At 43.8% G+C, this 17,891-nt stretch carries 23 protein-coding genes; 6 read left to right on the top strand and 17 right to left on the bottom strand.

The window, feature by feature from the left end; all coding sequences use genetic code 11:
* Window positions 1-54: 54 nt before the first annotated feature.
* From RAC86_RS01490 to RAC86_RS01475, 4 genes are all read right to left on the bottom strand, one after another.
* A complete protein-coding gene (locus RAC86_RS01490; protein WP_072566157.1) occupies window positions 55-1,026 on the bottom strand; it encodes a glycosyltransferase family 2 protein in 972 nt (323 codons plus the stop codon).
* Window positions 1,027-1,037: 11 nt separating this feature from the next.
* Window positions 1,038-3,227: a glycosyltransferase family 39 protein gene (locus tag RAC86_RS01485; RefSeq protein ID WP_072566156.1), complete on the bottom strand. Its 2,190-nt coding sequence runs from the start codon at window positions 3,225-3,227 to the stop codon at window positions 1,038-1,040.
* Window positions 3,228-3,234: 7 nt separating this feature from the next.
* Entirely contained in the window at window positions 3,235-3,381 is a 147-nt protein-coding gene (locus tag RAC86_RS01480) for a hypothetical protein (RefSeq protein WP_120698821.1), read from the bottom strand.
* 101 nt (window positions 3,382-3,482) lie between these two features.
* Window positions 3,483-4,433 (bottom strand): ring-cleaving dioxygenase, encoded by a 951-nt coding sequence (locus RAC86_RS01475; protein ID WP_061187301.1) that lies wholly within the window; start codon window positions 4,431-4,433, stop codon window positions 3,483-3,485.
* 384 nt (window positions 4,434-4,817) lie between these two features.
* Here RAC86_RS01475 and steT point away from each other — a divergent pair, with 384 nt between their 5' ends.
* The 6 genes from steT to spoIISC all read left to right on the top strand — a co-directional run bounded on the left by steT (window position 4,818) and on the right by spoIISC (window position 9,291).
* The gene (steT, locus tag RAC86_RS01470) at window positions 4,818-6,134 is read left to right on the top strand and encodes a serine/threonine exchanger (RefSeq protein WP_014113502.1); all 1,317 of its coding nucleotides are present in this window, start codon (window positions 4,818-4,820) and stop codon (window positions 6,132-6,134) included.
* Window positions 6,135-6,410: 276 nt separating this feature from the next.
* On the top strand, window positions 6,411-7,028 hold the full coding sequence (locus RAC86_RS01465) for a DUF47 domain-containing protein (protein ID WP_014113501.1): 618 nt from the start codon (window positions 6,411-6,413) through the stop codon (window positions 7,026-7,028).
* 12 nt (window positions 7,029-7,040) lie between these two features.
* Window positions 7,041-8,042 (top strand): inorganic phosphate transporter, encoded by a 1,002-nt coding sequence (locus tag RAC86_RS01460; RefSeq protein ID WP_377885341.1) that lies wholly within the window; start codon window positions 7,041-7,043, stop codon window positions 8,040-8,042.
* A gap of 109 nt (window positions 8,043-8,151) precedes the next feature.
* Window positions 8,152-8,898, top strand: coding sequence for a toxin-antitoxin-antitoxin system toxin SpoIISA (spoIISA, locus tag RAC86_RS01455; RefSeq protein WP_061187299.1), 747 nt, complete (start codon window positions 8,152-8,154; stop codon window positions 8,896-8,898).
* On the top strand, window positions 8,898-9,068 hold the full coding sequence (gene spoIISB, locus RAC86_RS01450; protein WP_003239095.1) for a three component toxin-antitoxin-antitoxin system antitoxin SpoIISB: 171 nt from the start codon (window positions 8,898-8,900) through the stop codon (window positions 9,066-9,068). Before spoIISA ends, spoIISB begins: the two co-directional genes overlap by 1 nt.
* Window positions 9,069-9,153: 85 nt before the next feature.
* The gene (gene spoIISC / locus RAC86_RS01445; RefSeq protein ID WP_136654612.1) at window positions 9,154-9,291 is read left to right on the top strand and encodes a three component toxin-antitoxin-antitoxin system antitoxin SpoIISC; all 138 of its coding nucleotides are present in this window, start codon (window positions 9,154-9,156) and stop codon (window positions 9,289-9,291) included.
* A 37-nt stretch (window positions 9,292-9,328) separates the two neighbouring features.
* Here spoIISC and RAC86_RS01440 read toward each other — a convergent pair whose 3' ends face one another.
* Genes RAC86_RS01440 through RAC86_RS01380 form a run of 13 tightly spaced genes read right to left on the bottom strand, consistent with a single transcriptional unit; the run spans window position 9,329 to window position 17,877 of the window.
* Window positions 9,329-10,222 carry an N-acetylmuramoyl-L-alanine amidase gene (locus RAC86_RS01440; RefSeq protein WP_072566155.1) on the bottom strand — a complete coding sequence of 298 codons (894 nt, stop codon included), beginning with the start codon at window positions 10,220-10,222 and terminating at the stop codon, window positions 9,329-9,331.
* Between the two features lie 12 nt (window positions 10,223-10,234).
* Window positions 10,235-10,498 carry a phage holin gene (locus RAC86_RS01435; RefSeq protein ID WP_061187296.1) on the bottom strand — a complete coding sequence of 88 codons (264 nt, stop codon included), beginning with the start codon at window positions 10,496-10,498 and terminating at the stop codon, window positions 10,235-10,237.
* A gap of 12 nt (window positions 10,499-10,510) precedes the next feature.
* The gene (locus tag RAC86_RS01430) at window positions 10,511-10,780 is read right to left on the bottom strand and encodes a hemolysin XhlA family protein (protein WP_014113495.1); all 270 of its coding nucleotides are present in this window, start codon (window positions 10,778-10,780) and stop codon (window positions 10,511-10,513) included.
* Window positions 10,781-10,832: 52 nt separating this feature from the next.
* Window positions 10,833-11,672 (bottom strand): phage-like element PBSX protein XepA, encoded by an 840-nt coding sequence (gene xepA, locus RAC86_RS01425; protein WP_072566154.1) that lies wholly within the window; start codon window positions 11,670-11,672, stop codon window positions 10,833-10,835.
* A gap of 44 nt (window positions 11,673-11,716) precedes the next feature.
* Window positions 11,717-11,881, bottom strand: coding sequence for an XkdX family protein (locus RAC86_RS01420; RefSeq protein ID WP_072566153.1), 165 nt, complete (start codon window positions 11,879-11,881; stop codon window positions 11,717-11,719).
* Window positions 11,878-12,204: an XkdW family protein gene (locus RAC86_RS01415; protein WP_072566152.1), complete on the bottom strand. Its 327-nt coding sequence runs from the start codon at window positions 12,202-12,204 to the stop codon at window positions 11,878-11,880. The genes RAC86_RS01420 and RAC86_RS01415 overlap by 4 nt, the downstream gene beginning before the upstream one ends.
* Before the next feature lie 17 nt (window positions 12,205-12,221).
* Window positions 12,222-14,279, bottom strand: coding sequence for a terminase (locus RAC86_RS01410; RefSeq protein ID WP_072566151.1), 2,058 nt, complete (start codon window positions 14,277-14,279; stop codon window positions 12,222-12,224).
* A gap of 2 nt (window positions 14,280-14,281) precedes the next feature.
* A complete protein-coding gene (locus RAC86_RS01405) occupies window positions 14,282-14,554 on the bottom strand; it encodes a hypothetical protein (protein ID WP_014113490.1) in 273 nt (90 codons plus the stop codon).
* Window positions 14,551-15,129, bottom strand: a complete 579-nt coding sequence (locus tag RAC86_RS01400; protein ID WP_014113489.1) for a YmfQ family protein — start codon at window positions 15,127-15,129, stop codon at window positions 14,551-14,553. Before RAC86_RS01400 ends, RAC86_RS01405 begins: the two co-directional genes overlap by 4 nt.
* Complete coding sequence (locus RAC86_RS01395; RefSeq protein ID WP_072566150.1) at window positions 15,113-16,159, bottom strand: baseplate J/gp47 family protein; 1,047 nt, start codon at window positions 16,157-16,159, stop codon at window positions 15,113-15,115. Before RAC86_RS01395 ends, RAC86_RS01400 begins: the two co-directional genes overlap by 17 nt.
* The gene (locus RAC86_RS01390) at window positions 16,152-16,577 is read right to left on the bottom strand and encodes a DUF2634 domain-containing protein (protein WP_072566149.1); all 426 of its coding nucleotides are present in this window, start codon (window positions 16,575-16,577) and stop codon (window positions 16,152-16,154) included. The genes RAC86_RS01395 and RAC86_RS01390 overlap by 8 nt, the downstream gene beginning before the upstream one ends.
* A 56-nt stretch (window positions 16,578-16,633) precedes the next feature.
* Complete coding sequence (locus RAC86_RS01385; protein WP_019714098.1) at window positions 16,634-16,900, bottom strand: DUF2577 family protein; 267 nt, start codon at window positions 16,898-16,900, stop codon at window positions 16,634-16,636.
* Entirely contained in the window at window positions 16,900-17,877 is a 978-nt protein-coding gene (locus tag RAC86_RS01380) for an XkdQ/YqbQ family protein (protein ID WP_014113485.1), read from the bottom strand. Before RAC86_RS01380 ends, RAC86_RS01385 begins: the two co-directional genes overlap by 1 nt.
* Between the last annotated feature and the right edge of the window lie 14 nt (window positions 17,878-17,891).

The following is a 17,891-nucleotide window of genomic DNA, read 5'->3' as shown; positions in this document are numbered from 1 at the left end:
GATCATCGCGCAGAACATAAAAAGCCCCTGTCCGTCACGGACAGGGGTTTCTGGTTATGACATATGCTGGTCTCTATAGAGTCTTTTATTTTCAATTCCATATGATTTCTGAACGATGTAAAGCGGCCTGTCTTTAGCTTCATCGTAGATTCTGCCGATATATTCGCCGATCATGCCCAGAATTAGAAGAACGATGCCGCTGAACAGGAGCTGGATCACAATAAGTGATGACCAGCCGGTAATCGTGCTGTCTGTGAATAGCTTCAGATACAGCACGATAAACATATACAGAAATCCCGCACCTGACATTAACATCCCCGCATAGCTCGCCAGCTTCAGCGGTTTGTGCGAAAATGTCGTGATGCCGTCCATTGAAAGCTTCAGCATTTTCTTCAGCGGGTACTTTGTTTCTCCAGCAAGCCTTTCATCACGTACATACTCGACCGCTGTCTGTTTGAAGCCCACCCAGCTGACGAGCCCTCTGACAAAAGGATTTTTTTCTTTTAATCTCTTCATTTCATCACAGACTTTTCTGTCCATGAGGCGGAAATCCCCTGTATCAATCGGGATATCAATATCCGTCATGCTGCTTAGAAGCCGGTAAAACATAGCCGCAGTTTGTTTTTTGAAAAAGGTTTCCCCTTTTCGTTTTGTCCGTACGGCGTATACGACCTCATAGCCTTCCTTCCACTTGTCAATCATATCTAAAATCAGTTCAGGAGGGTCCTGCAAATCGGCGTCAATGACGACGATTGCATTCCCCTGTGCATAATCCATACCCGCTGTAATGGCGATCTGGTGCCCAAAGTTCCTTGAAAAGTCAATAATTTTCACTCTCGGATCGATCAGGCTGTGCTCTCTTAAAATTTCAATACTGCGATCTTTGCTACCATCGTTGACAAAAAGCAGCTCGTAGTTTTCCTTCGTTTGATCCATGACCTCTTTTAAGCGCTGATAGGTTTCATGAATGACAAGCTCTTCGTTATACACAGGTACAACAACTGAATATTGAATATGTCTGCTCATGCTTTTTCCTCCTATTCATCAGCATGTAGTTCGTATAATGTAGCTGACTGATTCATTCCGTCAGGTCCGCCGCCCATTTGGCTGTTTTCGCCTGAAGACTTGCTGTTGTTTGATGTATCAGCTGAATCAGTATTTTCTGTTTTTTGATCAGATGATGATTGTTGATCAGAACTTGATTGCCACTTATCTGAAGACACTTCTTCCCCGTTTTTCTCAACCCATTCAACAATGTCATTGTTTCCGCCTCTTCCTCTTCCAGAAGCTAAGAAGTATTTCACTTTTCCTTCTTTTACAAGCTTTTTGAATTGAGTCAGCGTGATAGCCGGGTCAGAACCGCTGAATCCGCCAATAGCCATGACAGCTTTTTTCGTTTTAATAATATATGGCGCCGCTGTGTTCGAGTCGGTTGTGGCGAACAGGTATTCAGCTCCGGAGTTATTCTCCTCTAAATATTTGATCAGTTTTTCATTTACAGTTGCATCAGACATTCCCATGCCTTTTCCGCTCATGGTGGATGCAAGCTGAGGACCTGTTTCAGGCTGTGAGCTGTTGCCCCCGTACAGAAGCGGTGTGCTTGCCCAATAAATCGGCATCACCAGCAATGCGAGAAGAGCTGCAAGTGATACATAATAACTGATCGGTTTTTGGCGCTGTTTGAACAGCAGCAGAGCAATCGCTGACATCACGCCGATAATACCTACGCCAATGCTCCAGCCTGCACCAATTTGATCGTTGTAGTTTCTGAGAATAAACAATTCAAATCCAGTTGTCGCAATAATCGCTGCCGGCAGTAGCCATGATTTCCAGCCTGTCTGATTGCGGTGCAGGTGAACAAGGGCAACCCATCCCGCACCGACAAGAGCCGCTATCGGCGGTGCCAGCATAATGAGATAATAATGATGGAAAAATTCTGCAACACTGAAGAATCCGGCAATCGGAACAAGCCATGCAACCCAGAACACCGTTTCCTTCTGCTCTGCAGATAATCTTCTTCTTTCTCTTGCCCCAGCGATCAGTAAGCCTGCGATTCCAAAGATCGCAAATGGCAGAAGCCAGCTGATTTGATCAGATAATTCTTGTTGGAAAAGCCGCAGCGGACCAGGTGTTCCCGTTCCGAACATTCCTGAACCTGATTGCATTTTCGAGCCGGTTCCTGCACCGCCTTTCCCTCCGTCTCCACCAGGACCGCCCTGGCCGCCATCTCCGCCGCTTGGAGGTCCTCCTTGACCGCCGCTTGGCATTTCACCATTGGATGGAGGTGCCGTCATATTGCCATTTGATGATTTGTCATCACTTGATGAGCTGCTGCTTGATGACTGATTAGGCGGTGCTTGATTTTGTGTTGAACTGTTATCAGGAGAAGACATTTCTTTTGAAGCGTCTCCGTTTGGTCCGCCCTGGCCGCCACCGGAATTTTGGCCTGTCAGCCGCTGAATCCCGTTATATCCGAAAGCCAATTCCAAAACGGAGTTAGTCTGGCTGCTTCCGATATAAGGCCGCTTGCTTGCAGGGATATTGTCAACAATGAGCGGCCATGATAAGGAAACGGCTGCTAATACGGCTAAAGCACTTACCAAGGAAATGATTTTTTTCTTTATTGTGGCGTTTGCCGCAATCAGATAGAACAATAAGAAGGCCGGCAAAATCATATAAGCCTGGAGCATTTTTGTATTGAAGCCTACTCCAACGACGAAAAATGCTGCTAACAGCCAGATCAGCTTTCCTTTTCTGATCGCTTTAAAGAGAAGCCATGTGGCCAGCAATAAGAAAAATACTAGTAATGCATCAACATTGTTTGTACGTGCTACAGCTACAGCAATCGGTGTACATGCCATAACAAATGAGGCAATGCGCGCCGCTGTTTTTCCGAATGTCGGCTTAATCAGCAAGTACATAAGGAGGACTGAACCTACACCCGCTAATGCCTGAGGCAGAATGACGCTCCACCCATGCATACCAAATATCAATGCACTGATCGTTTGGATTTGGTATGTAATAGGCGGTTTATCAACTGTTATAAAGCCGGCAGCATCGAACGAAGCATAAAAGAAATTATGAAAGCTTTGCATCATACTTGTAACTGCCGCGGTGTAATAAGGATTCACCGTGTCGTCCGTCCAAATGTTATAGATATTTAAAAATGCAGATGCGAGCAAAATGAGGATGAGGACAATATCCAGCTCGCGTTTTTTCTTTTCCACTTGTTTTTCACTCCTTTTTGTCTAACTTTGAAATAGTGTAACAAGCAAATATGAATAAACTATTAATAAACAAAGACAATATTTTTGCCGAGACCATTTCATGCCAATCGCCCATATATACAACGGGGTTTAAGCCATTTCTCCCAATCGGCATCTGATATTTCCTCCCCAAAAAGCCATCCTGTTCATTTCAAAATGTATGATGATATTAAAAAAAAGCCTTCCGGCAGCGCCGGAAGGCAAATCAATTACAATTTATTGAATCGGTTTTAGTTTTGCTTCAATTTCAGCTCTTCGATGCTCAAGATACGGCGGAAGTGCGATCGTTTGGCCAAGCTCATCAAGGTTTTCATCAACCATAAAGCCCGGACCGTCTGTTGATAACTCGAACAAAATGCCGTTCGGCTCTCTGAAATACAGCGCCTTAAAGTAGTAGCGTTCAACGATGCCGGAATTGCTATAGCCTTCCCGGCTGATGATCTGGTGCCACCCGGCAAGTTCTTCTTCATCTCTTACCCGAAATGCAACATGGTGAACACTTCCTTTGCCTTGGCGCTCGCGGGGAAGATCGTTTCTTTCTATTAAATGGATTTCCGTTGCAGCACCGCCTTCTCCAGATTCCAAAATAACGGCGGTTCCTTGTCCTTCGACTGTTTCACGATTGTTTTCTGTAAATCCAAGAATATTCGTCAATACGTGTAAGGTTGGTTCAGCATATGGCACAGTCAGTTCAACCGGCCCTAACCCGCGAAACGAAAATTCTTCTGGAATGTCGCTTTGTTTAACAGGCAGGCCATATCCTTTTCCTTTCTCATCAGCAGTCAGCACAAGGCGCTGTCCTTCATGATCTTGGAATGCCAATATGTCACGTCCCGCTCTTTGGGTGATGCCGCTATGCGCCACCTGATGCTCTTCAAAACGTTCTTTCCAGTAATGCAGGGCTTCTGTGCTTGGAACGCGCAAACCAATAGAAGAAATACTGTTTGTTCCCGCATGAAACGGCGCAATGCGGGGGATCTCGAAAAACGTCAGCTCAGTTCCCGGACTTGCCACTTCATCTCCGTAGAACAGATGGTACATTGTCGGTTCATCCTGATTGACGGATTTTTTGACAAGTTTTAATCCTAATACTTTCTTATAGAAATCTAAGTTTTTTTGTGCGTCGGCCGTTAATGCCGACACGTGGTGAATGCCATTAACTTTCATATACTGTCCCTCCAGGTCATTTTATCTCGATTTCGAGATATTATATCATAGTTGTATATTTATTGTTCTAATTACAAGGTATTTTATTCACATGGGAAAGTCAACATATCAGCTTCAGCGAAGGTTCGTTATTTTGCTGGGTTCTCATCACATCCTCAGTTTCGGTTAAATCCCGCACAAAAAACACGAACTTTATAACCACAAAACCATATATTCATTCGTTTATCACTTATTAAATCAGACGTTTTCAAAGGTGTACTAACCGCAAACAAAGCAAATATCGAAAATCAGAAAATTTATTTTATTTCACTTTTCTAAAATAGGGTTTACAATATGAAAAAAGATTCTTCTCATGAAGCTTCAACATCATAGGAGGTTAAGGACATGCATACTGAAGACAACGGTTTGAAAAAAGAGATAGGCCTCTTGTTTGCCCTTACTCTTGTCATCGGAACCATTATCGGTTCAGGTGTTTTTATGAAGCCTGGCGCTGTGCTCGCTTATTCAGGTGATTCAAAGACAGCGCTTTTCGCCTGGCTGTTAGGCGGTATTTTAACATTGGCAGGCGGTTTGACAATCGCGGAAATCGGAACGCAGATTCCAAAAACTGGCGGGCTTTATACGTACCTTGAGGAAGTATACGGCGAGTTTTGGGGATTTTTGTGCGGCTGGGTGCAGATTATCATTTACGGTCCGGCGATTATCGGTGCGCTGGGTTTATATTTTGGATCTTTAATGGCCAATCTTTTCGGCTGGGGATCTGGACTATCAAAAGTAATCGGAATTATAGCAGTTCTCTTTTTATGCGTCATTAATATTATCGGTACAAAATACGGCGGCTTTGTCCAAACACTGACAACGGTCGGAAAGCTGATTCCGATTGCATGCATCATCATCTTTGGCCTTTGGAAAGGCGATCAGCACATCTTCACAGCAGTAAACGAAAGCATTGCCGATATGAATTTCGGAGCAGCGATTTTGGCTACATTGTTTGCTTACGACGGATGGATTCTCCTGGCCGCTCTCGGCGGAGAAATGAAAAATCCCGAAAAGCTGCTGCCACGCGCAATGACGGGCGGATTATTAATCGTAACAGCCATCTATATTTTCATTAATTTTGCATTGCTTCACATCCTGTCTGCGAACGAAATTGTCACACTTGGTGAAAATGCGACAAGCACTGCTGCCACCATGCTGTTCGGGTCAATTGGCGGAAAGCTGATCAGTGTCGGGATTATTGTCAGCATCTTCGGCTGCTTAAACGGAAAGGTCCTTTCTTTCCCGCGTGTATCATTTGCGATGGCAGAACGTAAACAGCTGCCATTTGCTGAAAAATTGTCACAAGTACACCCGACGTTCCGCACACCATGGATTGCGATTTCCTTCCAAATTATCGTGGCTTTGATTTTGATGCTGATCAGCAACCCTGATAAGCTTTCGGAAATCTCTATTTTCATGATCTACATTTTTTATGTGATGGCCTTTTTTGCGGTATTTATCCTCCGCAAGCGAACAAAGGGAGAAAAGCGCGCTTACAGTGTTCCGCTATACCCATTCATGCCGATTTTGGCCATCGCAGGTTCATTCTTTGTGTTAGGAAGCACACTCATTACAGATACACTGAGCTGCGGTTTATCCATCCTCATCGGCCTTGCCGGACTGCCTGTTTACTACTGGATGAAAAAACGAAAAGCAAGCTGATAAAACGGTTCCCTTGTTTAGGGAACCGTTTTTTGGTGAAACAGAAGATAAAAGTTGACAGGAAAAATACAACTTTTGATATACTTTTTACGTTAAGCTGAAAGATTGTGCAAACTTGGGTCGTTTTTTTAAACCGAAGTAGGCCAAAATAAGTGGACATGATTTGCTGAAAAAGTCAAGCCGTGTTTTTTTCGACTTAACCTGTTTTTTTTCGACAAAAGGCTATATAATAATTTGATGTGTGCATTGTCTCATTCAAACTATGGAGGGTTTTTAATGATAAGAAGAAAAAAAGATAAGTTCTCACTCCTTTTAACAGAAATCGCAAAAAATATAGACGAAACTGCCGAATATTTTGTGAACTTTAAGGTCACAAACCAAACGACGCTTAAAGAATTCGCAGATACGTTAAAAGAATTTGAAACAAAAGGTGACAATCATGTTCATGTCATGATTAAAGAGCTTAACAAAGCGTTCATCACTCCTATTGAACGCGAAGATATCCTTCAGCTGACAAACAGCCTGGATGATGTGCTCGACGGAATCGAACACTTCTCTGCCATGATGGAGATTTTCTCGATTACTTCATCAGACGAGCATATCGATAAATTCAGCGGATACATCAGAGAATGTGCCAAAGAAATTTTAATTACAATTGAGCTGCTGGCAGAAAACCGCTTAAAAGATATTCAGCCTCACGCGATCAAAATTAAAGAGTATGAGCACAGCTGTGACAACCTGCACAGAAAATCATTAAAGAATCTTTTCGGAAATGAAACAGATCCGATCAAAGTCATTCAATATCGTGAAATTTACGAAACGCTTGAAGAAATAGCCGACTCTTGCCAAAGTGTTGCCAATAATCTTGAAACCATCATTATGAAAAACGCGTAACGAGGGGTTAAAATGGATATTCTATTAATATTAACGATACTAATAGTCATTTGTGCTCTGGCGTTTGATTTCATTAATGGGTTTCATGATACGGCGAACGCAATTGCGACTTCAGTATCGACAAAAGCGCTGAAACCGCGCCATGCCATTATAATGGCGGCTGTGATGAACTTTATCGGAGCAATGACATTTACAGGTGTTGCCAAAACCATTACGAAAGACATTGTAGACCCTTATACATTAGAAAATGGCTCTGTCGTAATTTTGGCTGCATTAATCGCTGCGATTGCCTGGAACCTGATCACATGGTACTACGGCATCCCAAGCAGCTCATCTCATGCCATCATCGGAGCTATTGCCGGTGCCGCCATTGCGTCAGCCGGATTTGCTGCGTTAAATTATAAGGGATTCATTAAAATCATTGAAGCACTTATCTTTTCACCGATTATTGCCTTTGTCCTTGGCTTTATTCTTTACAGCATCGTCAAGCTGATTTTCAAAGACAGCAATTTGGCGAAAACGAACAAGCAATTTCGCAGAGTGCAGATTATAACAGCTGCCCTGCAATCGTATACACACGGAACAAACGATGCTCAAAAAGCAATGGGAATTATCACAATGGCTCTCATCACAGCGAATTTACATACTTCGTCTAACGATATTCCAACTTGGGTGCAATTCGCCTGCGCGACAGCCATGGGTCTCGGAACATCAATCGGTGGCTGGAAAATCATCAAAACCGTTGGCGGAAAGATCATGAAAATTCGTCCGGTAAACGGTGTTTCTGCTGACTTAACCGGTGCAGCTATTATTTTCGGCGCCACATTTATTCATTTGCCGGTCAGTACAACCCACGTCATTTCTTCATCAATCCTTGGCGTCGGCGCGTCACACCGGGTAAAAGGCGTAAACTGGGGTACGGCCAAGCGGATGCTCATTACATGGATCATCACGCTTCCGATTTCAGCGACACTTGGTGCCATCGCCTACTTTCTTTTAAATATGATTTTTTAATGTTACACCGCTTCTGTCAAAGGAGCGGTTTTTTTGATGGAACAGGAAAACCACCCGTATCTCTCGAATACAATAAGCAGAACCTATTTCAGATGTGAGGGATTGATGTATGCTTTTATTCTTTCAGATCATGGTCTGGTGCATCATGGCCGGATTGGGCTTATACGTGTATGCCACATGGCGTTTCGAATCGAAGGTCAAAGAAAAAATGTCCGCCATCCGGAAAACATGGTATTTGCTGTTTGTTCTGGGCGCTATGGTATACTGGACATATGATTCCTCTTCCCTGTTTACTCACTGGGAACGGTATCTCATTGTCGCCGTCAGTTTTGCTTTAATTGACGCTTTCATCTTCTTAAGCGCATACGTCAAAAAACTGGCCGGCAGCGAACTGGAAACAGACACAAGAGAAATCCTCGAAGAAAACAACGAAATGCTTCACATGTATCTCAATCGGCTGAAAACATACCAATACCTATTGAAAAACGAACCGATCCACGTTTATTATGGAAGTATAGAAGCATATGCTGAAGGTATTGATAAACTGCTGAAAACCTATGCCGATAAAATGAACTTAACGGCCTCCCTTTGTCACTATTCGACACAGGCTGATAAAGACCGGTTAACCGAGCATATGGACGATCCGGCAGACGTGCAAACTCGGCTTGATCGAAAGGATGTTTATTACGACCAATACGGAAAAGTGGTTCTCATCCCTTTTACCATCGAGACACAGAATTACGTCATCAAGCTGACGTCTGACAGCATTGTCACGGAATTTGATTATTTGCTTTTCACATCATTAACGAGCATATATGATTTAGTGCTGCCAATTGAGGAGGAAGGTGAAGGATAATGGAACGCGCATTTCAAAACGGATGCGAGCCCCGAGCGGCGAAGCCGTTTAAAATCCTGAAAAAACGTTCAACCACCAGTGTCGCGAGCTATCAAGTCAGTCCGCATACTGCAAGAATCTTCAAAGAAAACGAACGGCTGATTGACGAGTATAAACGAAAAAAAGCATGATCACACTAAAAGGACAAGAGAAAACAGCTCTTGTCCTTATTCCTTTTCTTATAAGGGTTACATATAATAAAACAAACAGAGGATATTGTCAGGTGATACAGTGAAAAAATTGGTGAGGCGTGTGAAGTTTGTTGATTACGGAAAGTTTGGCCTTTCTGGGTATTCGCTTCGGGTGAGAGAGCGGAGTGCAGGAATTTTAAAAAAGTTAAAGAAGAAAAAATAAATCCCGGAGAAACTCCGGGATTTTCCGTGCGCTGTGATCAGCTTAATTGTGCTGCGATCTTCGCTTTTGTCGCCGGCCCGTAAATACCGTCGGCGGTTAGACCGTTAACAGACTGAAAACGCGCAACTGCATCAGCTGTTTTCGGTCCGTAAATGCCGTCAATTCCGTTGTTAACAGCTCCTTTATCAGGATAAAAATAGAGGGCCGCCAATGCTCTTTGCACCTGAAAGACGTGTTCTCCTGAGGTGTAAGGCGTTGTTAGTTTGATAATGCCGTCAGGTAGCGGATAGAGTTCTGGTTCTTCAGCGTACGATGGCGCACTTACAATTAACACTTGACCGACCTGAATGAGATTCGGGTCTTCGATATTGTTCCACTCTTGCAGCTGAGCAACAGTAACACCGAACGCTCTCGCTATGGATGTAAGCGTGTCACCTTGTTTCACAACGTAAGTTTGGCTGCCGCCTCCCCCAATCCCTGCTTTAAATGTATCCCACGTATCCAATAGTCTGCGCGGACATTCCTTCCCAGACCAATATTTATGAGGGACGACATTGGCGAGGCTGATATTGTGTTCAGCCATTAACGTTTTAATAAGCCACTGGGCATTTGCTGTTGCTTGCGCAAAATCTCCATCCGCATTTTCACAAATTTCAATTCCGATAGAAGCCCGGTTGCCGCTGCCGTTTCCGTCTCCTGCATGCCAGCCGTTTTCATTTAAAGGCAGATGCTGATAAATTTCTGTATCATCAACTGTAAAATGCCAGCTTGTCGCCGTATCAGGATTTTTCAAATAGCGGGCATGCGCCTCAGCATCCGCTCCGGCTGCAGTGTTCGCTGTATTGTGCACTGTAATGTAAAGGGGCGTCATTGCGTAGCCTGGACGGTTATTTGCACCAACTGGAATAAAGTCTTGAATAATGTTTACCATTTAGCTCTCTCCTTATTTGGTCAGATTGTTTTCCTTTAACAAGTCACGCTGTTTTTTCCCTTTTTCTGTTACATAATTGTTTTTAAACCAAGCGGCAAGTGTCGTTCCAATTGTGAAAATGACAGATCCGGCAGAATAAAGAGCGTCAGCAAGCTGATTGACCTGCTCCTCTTGAATGTCCAATGGTGATTTGCCAAGCATCAGCATGGTCTGGTTGATTAATGCAACCAAAAGAAGCACCGTCCTAATGACCGTGCCTTTGTCAAACGTTTTCATAAAAATCCCCCTTTAATGCTGCAGCAGGTTGTACATAATGGCGATGGCTCCGCCAATGATCCCTGTGCATACTGCTGTAATGATGGCACCTGTGATGGTGCGTTTAATCCACGTTGTATTTTCATCAATTTTGTTTAATTTTTCGTTCAGCGTCATGATTTGCTGATCTTGCCGGTCAGACACTCGTTCTAATACGGAAACCCTCTGCTCCAGCGCTTTGTGCTCACCTTTCATGTCTGCTAAATCCTGCTGAACCACATTCACATCTATCTCTTGCTGCATCACTCACTCCTCCTTTACATGCGGATCACCTCCCTTCCGAGGGCCGAAATGGTTATGAAACCACGGTTCCTTTTATCGAAAGAGTCCCGCCGGTGATACTGGCGATCTCCATGATGATCTCCTTAAACCCTTTAATATTAAAGGCCCACGCCTCAGCTTTACTTAACGTACTCGAGGCTGAGGACGCATCATCAGATTTCACGCCTCTGATCGGAAGTTTCTGTCCTGACACTGATTTCCCCCAAAATTTCACCTCACTCGTTTCCGCTGTGCCGTATACTTCAACGAGTAAATGCGCGGCACCGTCCACTGGTAAAGCGGCACCCTCGCCGGCGGACTCGACATTTTCATGAAAGACAAAGTCAAACGTTTGGCTGGCTTTTACTTTTAGCCGTCCATCGCCTGTTTGAATCTCCGAAAAGTCTATCTGCAAAGGGGCTTTTTCATTTACACGCACGTCCATTTCTCCCGCGCCGACTGATTGATATAATACAAACTCTGATTGCTGAAGGTTCCCGTTCACATAACGAAAGCGGTAATAGCGTTTAGAAAGGTACACCCAGTCCGTCGCTGTCAGGACACCCGCTGTGACATTAACTGTTGCTGTCGTTGTCCAAGCATTGTTATTGTCGCTTTCTTCTATAAAGAGCGTGCCTTCACGATCTGCATACGCCCATCCCTTCACTTTCGAAATCAGAACTGCACCCAGCCTGTCTTGCCCGAGCTGACTGTATGCCTCAGTCGCCTTTAAGGCAGCGTTTGTTAAAATCTCCCCGACACCTGACAAGTTCGAAACAGGTGTCACAAAATCATTTTTTTCTCCTCTATAGGGCTTTACAGCTCCGGCTTTTCCAGTCTTATCGAGAGGAAATTCATATTGATACTTCACCATCTTCACCCTCCTTTTGATCTAAAAACAGGCAAAATAAAAAAGCCTTACATGGCTTTACCGGTAATTTCTTCATACTGGTCAGATGTAATCAGCTTTTTGTTCACCCCCTCTGCCAAATCCTCAATTGAACAGTCTTGATATGCTAAAGCCTGTTTCACCATATCCGTTGTCGCCCACTCATAATGGAGGGCAAGCACCCAATAATTCATTCAACATGATCTCCTTTCAAAGAAAGTAATGAGAGCTTTATATCTGCCAGTTCGCTCCCCAAAGTTTTGTTCAGCTCTTCTAGCTGCTTACGAGCCAGCTTTTCTTGTGACAATTCCTGAGCGAGAAGCTCCACCTGATCAGGCGGCTCATACGGTGGGTTTTTTTGTAGCTCTTCCCACCAGGATTCGAGTTCTTTTTGAGTTGGGATTGGGGCGCGCAGGTTCCATTCGGCTATATAAGACCCTTCCCCATCATTTTGAACGATAAAATCTTTTGTTGGATCTGTATTGGGGTATTTATACATGATTGCTTCTGCGATCATCGTTTTTCCTCCTATACTTATATTGTAGGATAGTTAAGCCCTCCAAGTTCTTGAATGTCTATATAATTGTATACCTCGTTATAATCGGATACACCTCTTCTATCATCACCATGATAGTTGCAATAGCAATAGATCTCTATATAGTCACCTTTGTTCATAGGAACGGTTACATTCCCATTTAAGTCAAGATTCATTTCACTTTCCTTATTATTAAAGTCCCCTCTCTTATGGTCAACCGGTTTATACAATGATCCATTTAGATAGAGTTTCAAATGAAAATTAATGTATGCCGGTGTATTTATCATATACAGCCCAACTCCTACTAAAAACATCCCATCATTAGGGGCAACGAATCTACTATTTTTTGTATCAAAAGCATTATGGCTATCTTTTATTTTGCGATTGAACTGAATTTTTGTATGGGCTGCTTTATCAAGATACTGAATACCTGTAGTTCGGATATACGCATGAGCGAATCCAGAAATTTTATGCCAAGCTGTCCAGCCGGAATCTGCCCACCAATGACGAATCCAAGAACCTGTGTTAGTAAAGTAGGAGCTAGATTCATTTCCAGTTCCATAAAAGTATTGAGAAAATCTATAGTTACTGTGTTTTTCATTTTTTACAATACCATAGGTAAGCGGGTATCCTGTTGTATTATTTGCTCCTATATCCATAAAAGTCAGCCCAGCAGGATACTCATTGCCACTTGTTCTAGCGTCTTGAATTGCATTGGATCCTGTAAGAACTGTTAATTTATTATTCGTATAATTAGAGTCAACATAGTTTTTAGCATCAGCTAAAGCTTTATTTGCTTTACTTTGTGAACCTTCTGACGTTTCTAATATATACCAATCAGTATAATCAGTACCATTAACAGCTACCCTTGTATAAAGTGTTTTCGTAGAGATGCTAAACCAATCTTGACGTGTAGCCCATTTATTTGCAGAAGGGTAGATAATTAATAAACCTGTTCTGTTATCATTTATCGGAAATTGATTTTGCAATACTGGATTTGCATTCATGTAATTAGTGTCTAAACGATAAGTGCCAGGCGGAAGATTTAAATCATTTGCATCGGTTATTGAATTTAGTGGCCTAGTAATAAAGGCAGTGCTATTAGTATAATCTTTTGATTGATTCAAAGCCGTATCAGCTTTTTTCTGCGCACCATCCGGAGTTTCCTGCTTAACATTCTCAACATTTCCGAGGCCTATTTGTTGTTTAGTAACAGAATGGGGATTAGTTTTATCATTTTTATGAAGTTCTAAAACAGATTGAACTTTATCTACCATATCTGTTGTCGCAATTTGTTTCCATCCTCTAAACTCACCGTCTGTGTGAACCATTCCAATCCACATTGTAATGCCCCAACTTTGGTAAGCTACTATTGTTTTCCTTCCTGAACCACCTTCTATAATATCGTAGTTATACCAAGCTACATCTCCTTCCACCGGATTGTTTACAACTGATTTACCAACTGCATAATAAAATCCAGAAGATAGTGTTAGAATATCGGTACCGTCTTGGAGTTGTATTCTTTTACCGTCATCTCCAGTAAGTTTAATTAGTTGTGCGGCATTCCATTTGTTTCTCTCACCTTCAGATACATGAACTTTAGTATTGCTTAAATGAGCATCAAAATCTGCTTGTGAGGCTTGTTTCACATTTTCGACATTCCCAAGTCCGACTTGTGCTTTTGTTACTTGGTTAGGATTATCCCTTCGCGCAGCAAAGTTGTCTGTATAGGCTTTTGCGTTTACTTCAGCTTGATCGGCCTTATTCTGAGCTCCGGCAGGTGTTTCCTTCGCATTCCATTCCTTACGTTCTGTTGATGTAATATGCCGTGTTGAATCATTATTATGTTCATTAAATTCCGCCTTTGAAGCCTGCTTCACATTATCCACGTTCCCCAGTCCGACTTGCGCCTTTGTTGTGTTATGGGGGTTGTTCATGTCGTTTTTGTGGGCGGCCAGGTCTGTGTGGGCGTCTTTTATTCCTTTTTCCCAGCGGTTGACGTCATCTTCGTTGATTGGGTCATCCGGAAGCCAGTCTGTTTTTTCTTCGTATGCCATGTTTACACCACCTCAAAAGTAAATCTGAAATCGAGTGTTCTGTTTTCGCTGACGTCCAGGTCTGTTTTTCTTTCTGTAATGATGTTGCCCAGTTCGTCAAAAATTTGTACCGTTTCGATATGCTTGATGTCTTCCTCACGTTTTGTCAGAACGGTGACTGTCGCTCCGTCAATGGAGAGCTCTACTATTTCTGTTTTTTGTCCGTTAAGCAGCACGTGAGCAATTCTGCTTTTTAGATCAGCAGCTGTACGTTCTCTGTATATGGTTGAAATCAAGTTAAAACCACCTCATTGTTGTTAAGGGTGACAGAATAACCGACTTTCAGCTCACTGGCTGTTCGGTATCTGCGGTGATTCAGGATAACTGTATCTTTGATTTGAATCGTCTCATTTAATCCGCCTCTGAGCGTATACGCCAAATGAGCGGGCTTCATGTTTTCGATGACTTCGATCAGTTCATTCATGTGCTGAAGGTCATCAACATTGATATCTACGTTAAATCGGTATTCGCCGGGCAGCAGGCGGATCTGTGCAGACGGTTTTTTTAAGAAACGATTCACGGCCTGCTCAATGGCCCTGTAGGTGATTGGCGGGATGTTCGACATTTTAGAAATGAGCCGCAATCGTCTGATTTCATCGGTGTCACCTGATTCCCGCGGCACGTTTAAAATCTTTTCCCAGCGGCTGAGCCCCCATGTCGCTGTCGGTACAAATAGCTGATCCGTCAGATCAAATATGCTGTTATTCTGTTTATCAAACTCAGGCGCTTCCGCTTTCAGCAGCTCAGCCATTTCTTTAAGGCTGGTGAGAAACGGAGGCAGATACGCTGTCATGTCATCTTGTTTGCTCAATGATCTTCACCTGCCCAAGCTTAGGAATTTCCACGTCGCTCAGCACCAAATTTTCGGAGGTGCCGTTGATTTTAATGTTGGAATAATCACTGACTGACGGTGAATTATAGACGATATTGTTAATTTGAGAAAGACGGATGACGTTGTCTTCGAACGCCATTTTTTTAAAGAGATTTAAAACGCCCTCTTCAATTTCTGACTTCACTTCATCAATTGAGTGATTGATCTCAGGCAGCACTTCGGCAGAAATCTCAACTTCCTTCCAGACGGCGCTTTCTACTGTGACAACGGCTCCGATTGGCGCCTGCCCCTCCCCTCGTCCTGGTTCAGGGTCGATATAATCTTTCACTTTTTGAATTAAGATATTGGAAGCCGGCTCAAGATTCGCATTCGTGACGACAATTTTGACCGTGCCGTCTCCGTTCCAAAGCGGGAAGATCTTTGCTTTTCCAACACCGTCCACTTCTTCAGCCCACTCTTTATAGTGCATTTTGTTAGCGCTGACAGCCTCGCGCCGAACCCTTGTAAAATACCGTTCTCTTAAGCTGTCATCTCCTTCTTCCTCTCGCCCCGGGATCAGGATTTCTTTGACAATGGCTGTTTCTAATCCGGGAATGGTATCCAGCGACAGTAAATTGCGTCCGGTCAGATTGGCGTTTCCTGCTTCACCAGGTGTTTCACAGATGAGCGTCCCGTCCGCCGTATATTGAAAATAAAGATTATCCACATAGAAGCGGGAGCCCACAGGAATGGTAATCCCAGACGTAAACTCTCCCGCTCTGACCGCCTTTGTCGCGGCTGTCCGTTCAATCCCAGCTTCCGCTGCACGCCGGTCTAAAAATTCGCCTTGCGCGGTATCAGAGAAGACTAGCTCAAGCACTGTATCCAGCCATATATATGACTTCGCAAGCTCGGCTGCCGCCGGAGCTAAGGCATTATAAATGACGCTGCCTTCTCTTGTGTCAATATCTGCGGAGATGCTGTTCAGCATACGCTCCATAATCTCTTCAAAGGTCTGATCTTCAAACATCTTCGCCAATCACCTCCTCAATCTCAAGCGTCCCTTCATCTGTCTCCACCACAAAGGAAACATGAAACGCATCGCCTTGTTTTTCTATCTCAAAATCGGTTACAGCAGATATCCGGTCGTCATAAACCAGTGCCTCTTCTATCAGCCTCGGAATCTCCATTTTTTTGTAGGCATCAGTCGTCTCATGATCTGTAAGCACGTCTTGAAGCTCATTTCCGACATTATGACTGTATACGGAGTACGCATATCGTTCTGTTTGTAAGGCGATATACACGAACTGTCTGATCGCTTCAAGTCCGGTAATCAGTTCATTTGTAATTCTTCCGTTTTTAAAATCTATTTTGTATGTTGTAGAGGTTTCAATGACTTCGCTGTCATCTCCGATATCCTCAAACTCCACTTCTGGTGTCAGGGCCATGATGCCCACTCCTTTTTACAAGCTAAATAAAAACCCCTTCATAAGAAGGAGTTTGTCTATACTTTATCTAAAATAAAAAACGATTGCCCGCCAGTCAGAGCCGCGGTCATGACGCGATCCCCCGGCTCGAGTGCATCGTCTCCCCCGGACTGCATTCGTTTTGGGATGATGATGGCGTCAGCCGGTATGATCAGTTTGCTGTTTTCTTTTAATTTGATTTCCACAGGAGAAACCGAAACCACCTCAGCCGGCAGCAACTCCACCGGAGACTCAGCATCAACTGCGCCGACGGCCAAATGTTTAATAGCCTCACTCAATCTCATCAGGAAACTCCTTCCGGCATCGTATTCTTTTCGACAACATCAATGGTCATCGTATGTTTCGTTCCTTTAAACTCGTGCCGGTCCGTATCCACCCAGTAGGTTTTCTTGATCCCGGCCTCCGGTATGGAAATATAGACAGGCAAACCGCTTTGCACTTCTGGGATGCCGACTGCCTGAATATTTTTCAGTTCTTTTTTCACGCCCTTTTTTTCAGCAAGGCGCACATCTGCCCGCTGCTGAAGCTGTGCCTGGTTGATGTCATCAGTGACCGTTTCCGTATATTGAAGCACACCGTATTTGTTTACGCCTGAACTGTCCTTGGCAGAGGCTTTATACGTCTTATTGTCCTTCTGCCGGCGGAGCACCACCCGTGTGGCAGTGTCGTTTATAGAAGTGCTGAATTGGTAGCCCGTGATGTTGACGCCTGTTTCCAGCACCCATACCTCTGACGGATCTGGCCAAGCGCGCAGACCGAGCTTTCCTTTTTCCGAATACAGCTGATAATGTCGTCCCGTCTGGCTTTTCGTCTGTTTCAACGCTTTTAGTATGATGTCATACAGGGTCGTATCATTTTTAATGACTAGGCTTTTAATCGTATGGCCTGTGTTCGCAATCGAGGTTGTCGGTATTTGAAAATCATTGGCGATCCTTTTGATCATTTGATCAGCGCGCTGATTGGAAAACACGTACACATCCTGATTTTTGACCAGGTACTGAAGCATATCGTATGCGCTGAAAGCAAGCGTATGCTCGTCCGGGGTTCTTGCAAAAACAATGCCCCGAAAAAGCTCTTTTCCCTTCCACTTAAATAAGACCGTATCTCCTTCTGTGACGCTGTAATACGTCTGGTCGCCCTGTTTGATGACGATGGTCGCTTCAATGGAGCGCGGCGCCTGATAACGGTGGCCTTCCAGCGATACGCTTTCTGCAACCAGCTCAAGCCACTCTGTGTCTTTAATGACGAACAGTTCAATCATCATACATCACCTGT

The sequence above is a fragment of the Bacillus sp. LR_5 genome, from assembly GCF_042709275.1.
The sequence above is the reverse complement of the archived record's forward strand: the minus strand, read 5'-3'. Positions and strand labels throughout refer to the sequence as shown.

Bases quoted from the DNA above. Each gene is read 5' to 3' on its own strand.
- RAC86_RS01390 (WP_072566149.1), bottom strand. From the start codon at position 16,577: ATGGCCCTGACACCAGAAGTGGAGTTTGAGGATATCGGAGATGACAGC.
- RAC86_RS01430 (WP_014113495.1), bottom strand. From the start codon at position 10,780: ATGCAGCAAGAGATAGATGTGAATGTGGTTCAGCAGGATTTAGCAGAC.
- RAC86_RS01490 (WP_072566157.1), bottom strand. From the start codon at position 1,026: ATGAGCAGACATATTCAATATTCAGTTGTTGTACCTGTGTATAACGAA.
- RAC86_RS01460 (WP_377885341.1), top strand. From the start codon at position 7,041: ATGGATATTCTATTAATATTAACGATACTAATAGTCATTTGTGCTCTG.
- spoIISB (WP_003239095.1), top strand. From the start codon at position 8,898: ATGGAACGCGCATTTCAAAACGGATGCGAGCCCCGAGCGGCGAAGCCG.
- spoIISA (WP_061187299.1), top strand. From the start codon at position 8,152: ATGCTTTTATTCTTTCAGATCATGGTCTGGTGCATCATGGCCGGATTG.
- steT (WP_014113502.1), top strand. From the start codon at position 4,818: ATGCATACTGAAGACAACGGTTTGAAAAAAGAGATAGGCCTCTTGTTT.
- RAC86_RS01480 (WP_120698821.1), bottom strand. From the start codon at position 3,381: ATGCCGATTGGGAGAAATGGCTTAAACCCCGTTGTATATATGGGCGAT.
- RAC86_RS01415 (WP_072566152.1), bottom strand. From the start codon at position 12,204: ATGATCGCAGAAGCAATCATGTATAAATACCCCAATACAGATCCAACA.
- RAC86_RS01395 (WP_072566150.1), bottom strand. From the start codon at position 16,159: ATGTTTGAAGATCAGACCTTTGAAGAGATTATGGAGCGTATGCTGAAC.
- RAC86_RS01380 (WP_014113485.1), bottom strand. From the start codon at position 17,877: ATGATTGAACTGTTCGTCATTAAAGACACAGAGTGGCTTGAGCTGGTT.
- RAC86_RS01385 (WP_019714098.1), bottom strand. From the start codon at position 16,900: ATGAGATTGAGTGAGGCTATTAAACATTTGGCCGTCGGCGCAGTTGAT.
- xepA (WP_072566154.1), bottom strand. From the start codon at position 11,672: ATGGTGAAGTATCAATATGAATTTCCTCTCGATAAGACTGGAAAAGCC.
- RAC86_RS01435 (WP_061187296.1), bottom strand. From the start codon at position 10,498: ATGAAAACGTTTGACAAAGGCACGGTCATTAGGACGGTGCTTCTTTTG.
- RAC86_RS01420 (WP_072566153.1), bottom strand. From the start codon at position 11,881: ATGAATTATTGGGTGCTTGCCCTCCATTATGAGTGGGCGACAACGGAT.
- RAC86_RS01440 (WP_072566155.1), bottom strand. From the start codon at position 10,222: ATGGTAAACATTATTCAAGACTTTATTCCAGTTGGTGCAAATAACCGT.
- RAC86_RS01475 (WP_061187301.1), bottom strand. From the start codon at position 4,433: ATGAAAGTTAATGGCATTCACCACGTGTCGGCATTAACGGCCGACGCA.
- RAC86_RS01410 (WP_072566151.1), bottom strand. From the start codon at position 14,279: ATGGCATACGAAGAAAAAACAGACTGGCTTCCGGATGACCCAATCAAC.
- RAC86_RS01465 (WP_014113501.1), top strand. From the start codon at position 6,411: ATGATAAGAAGAAAAAAAGATAAGTTCTCACTCCTTTTAACAGAAATC.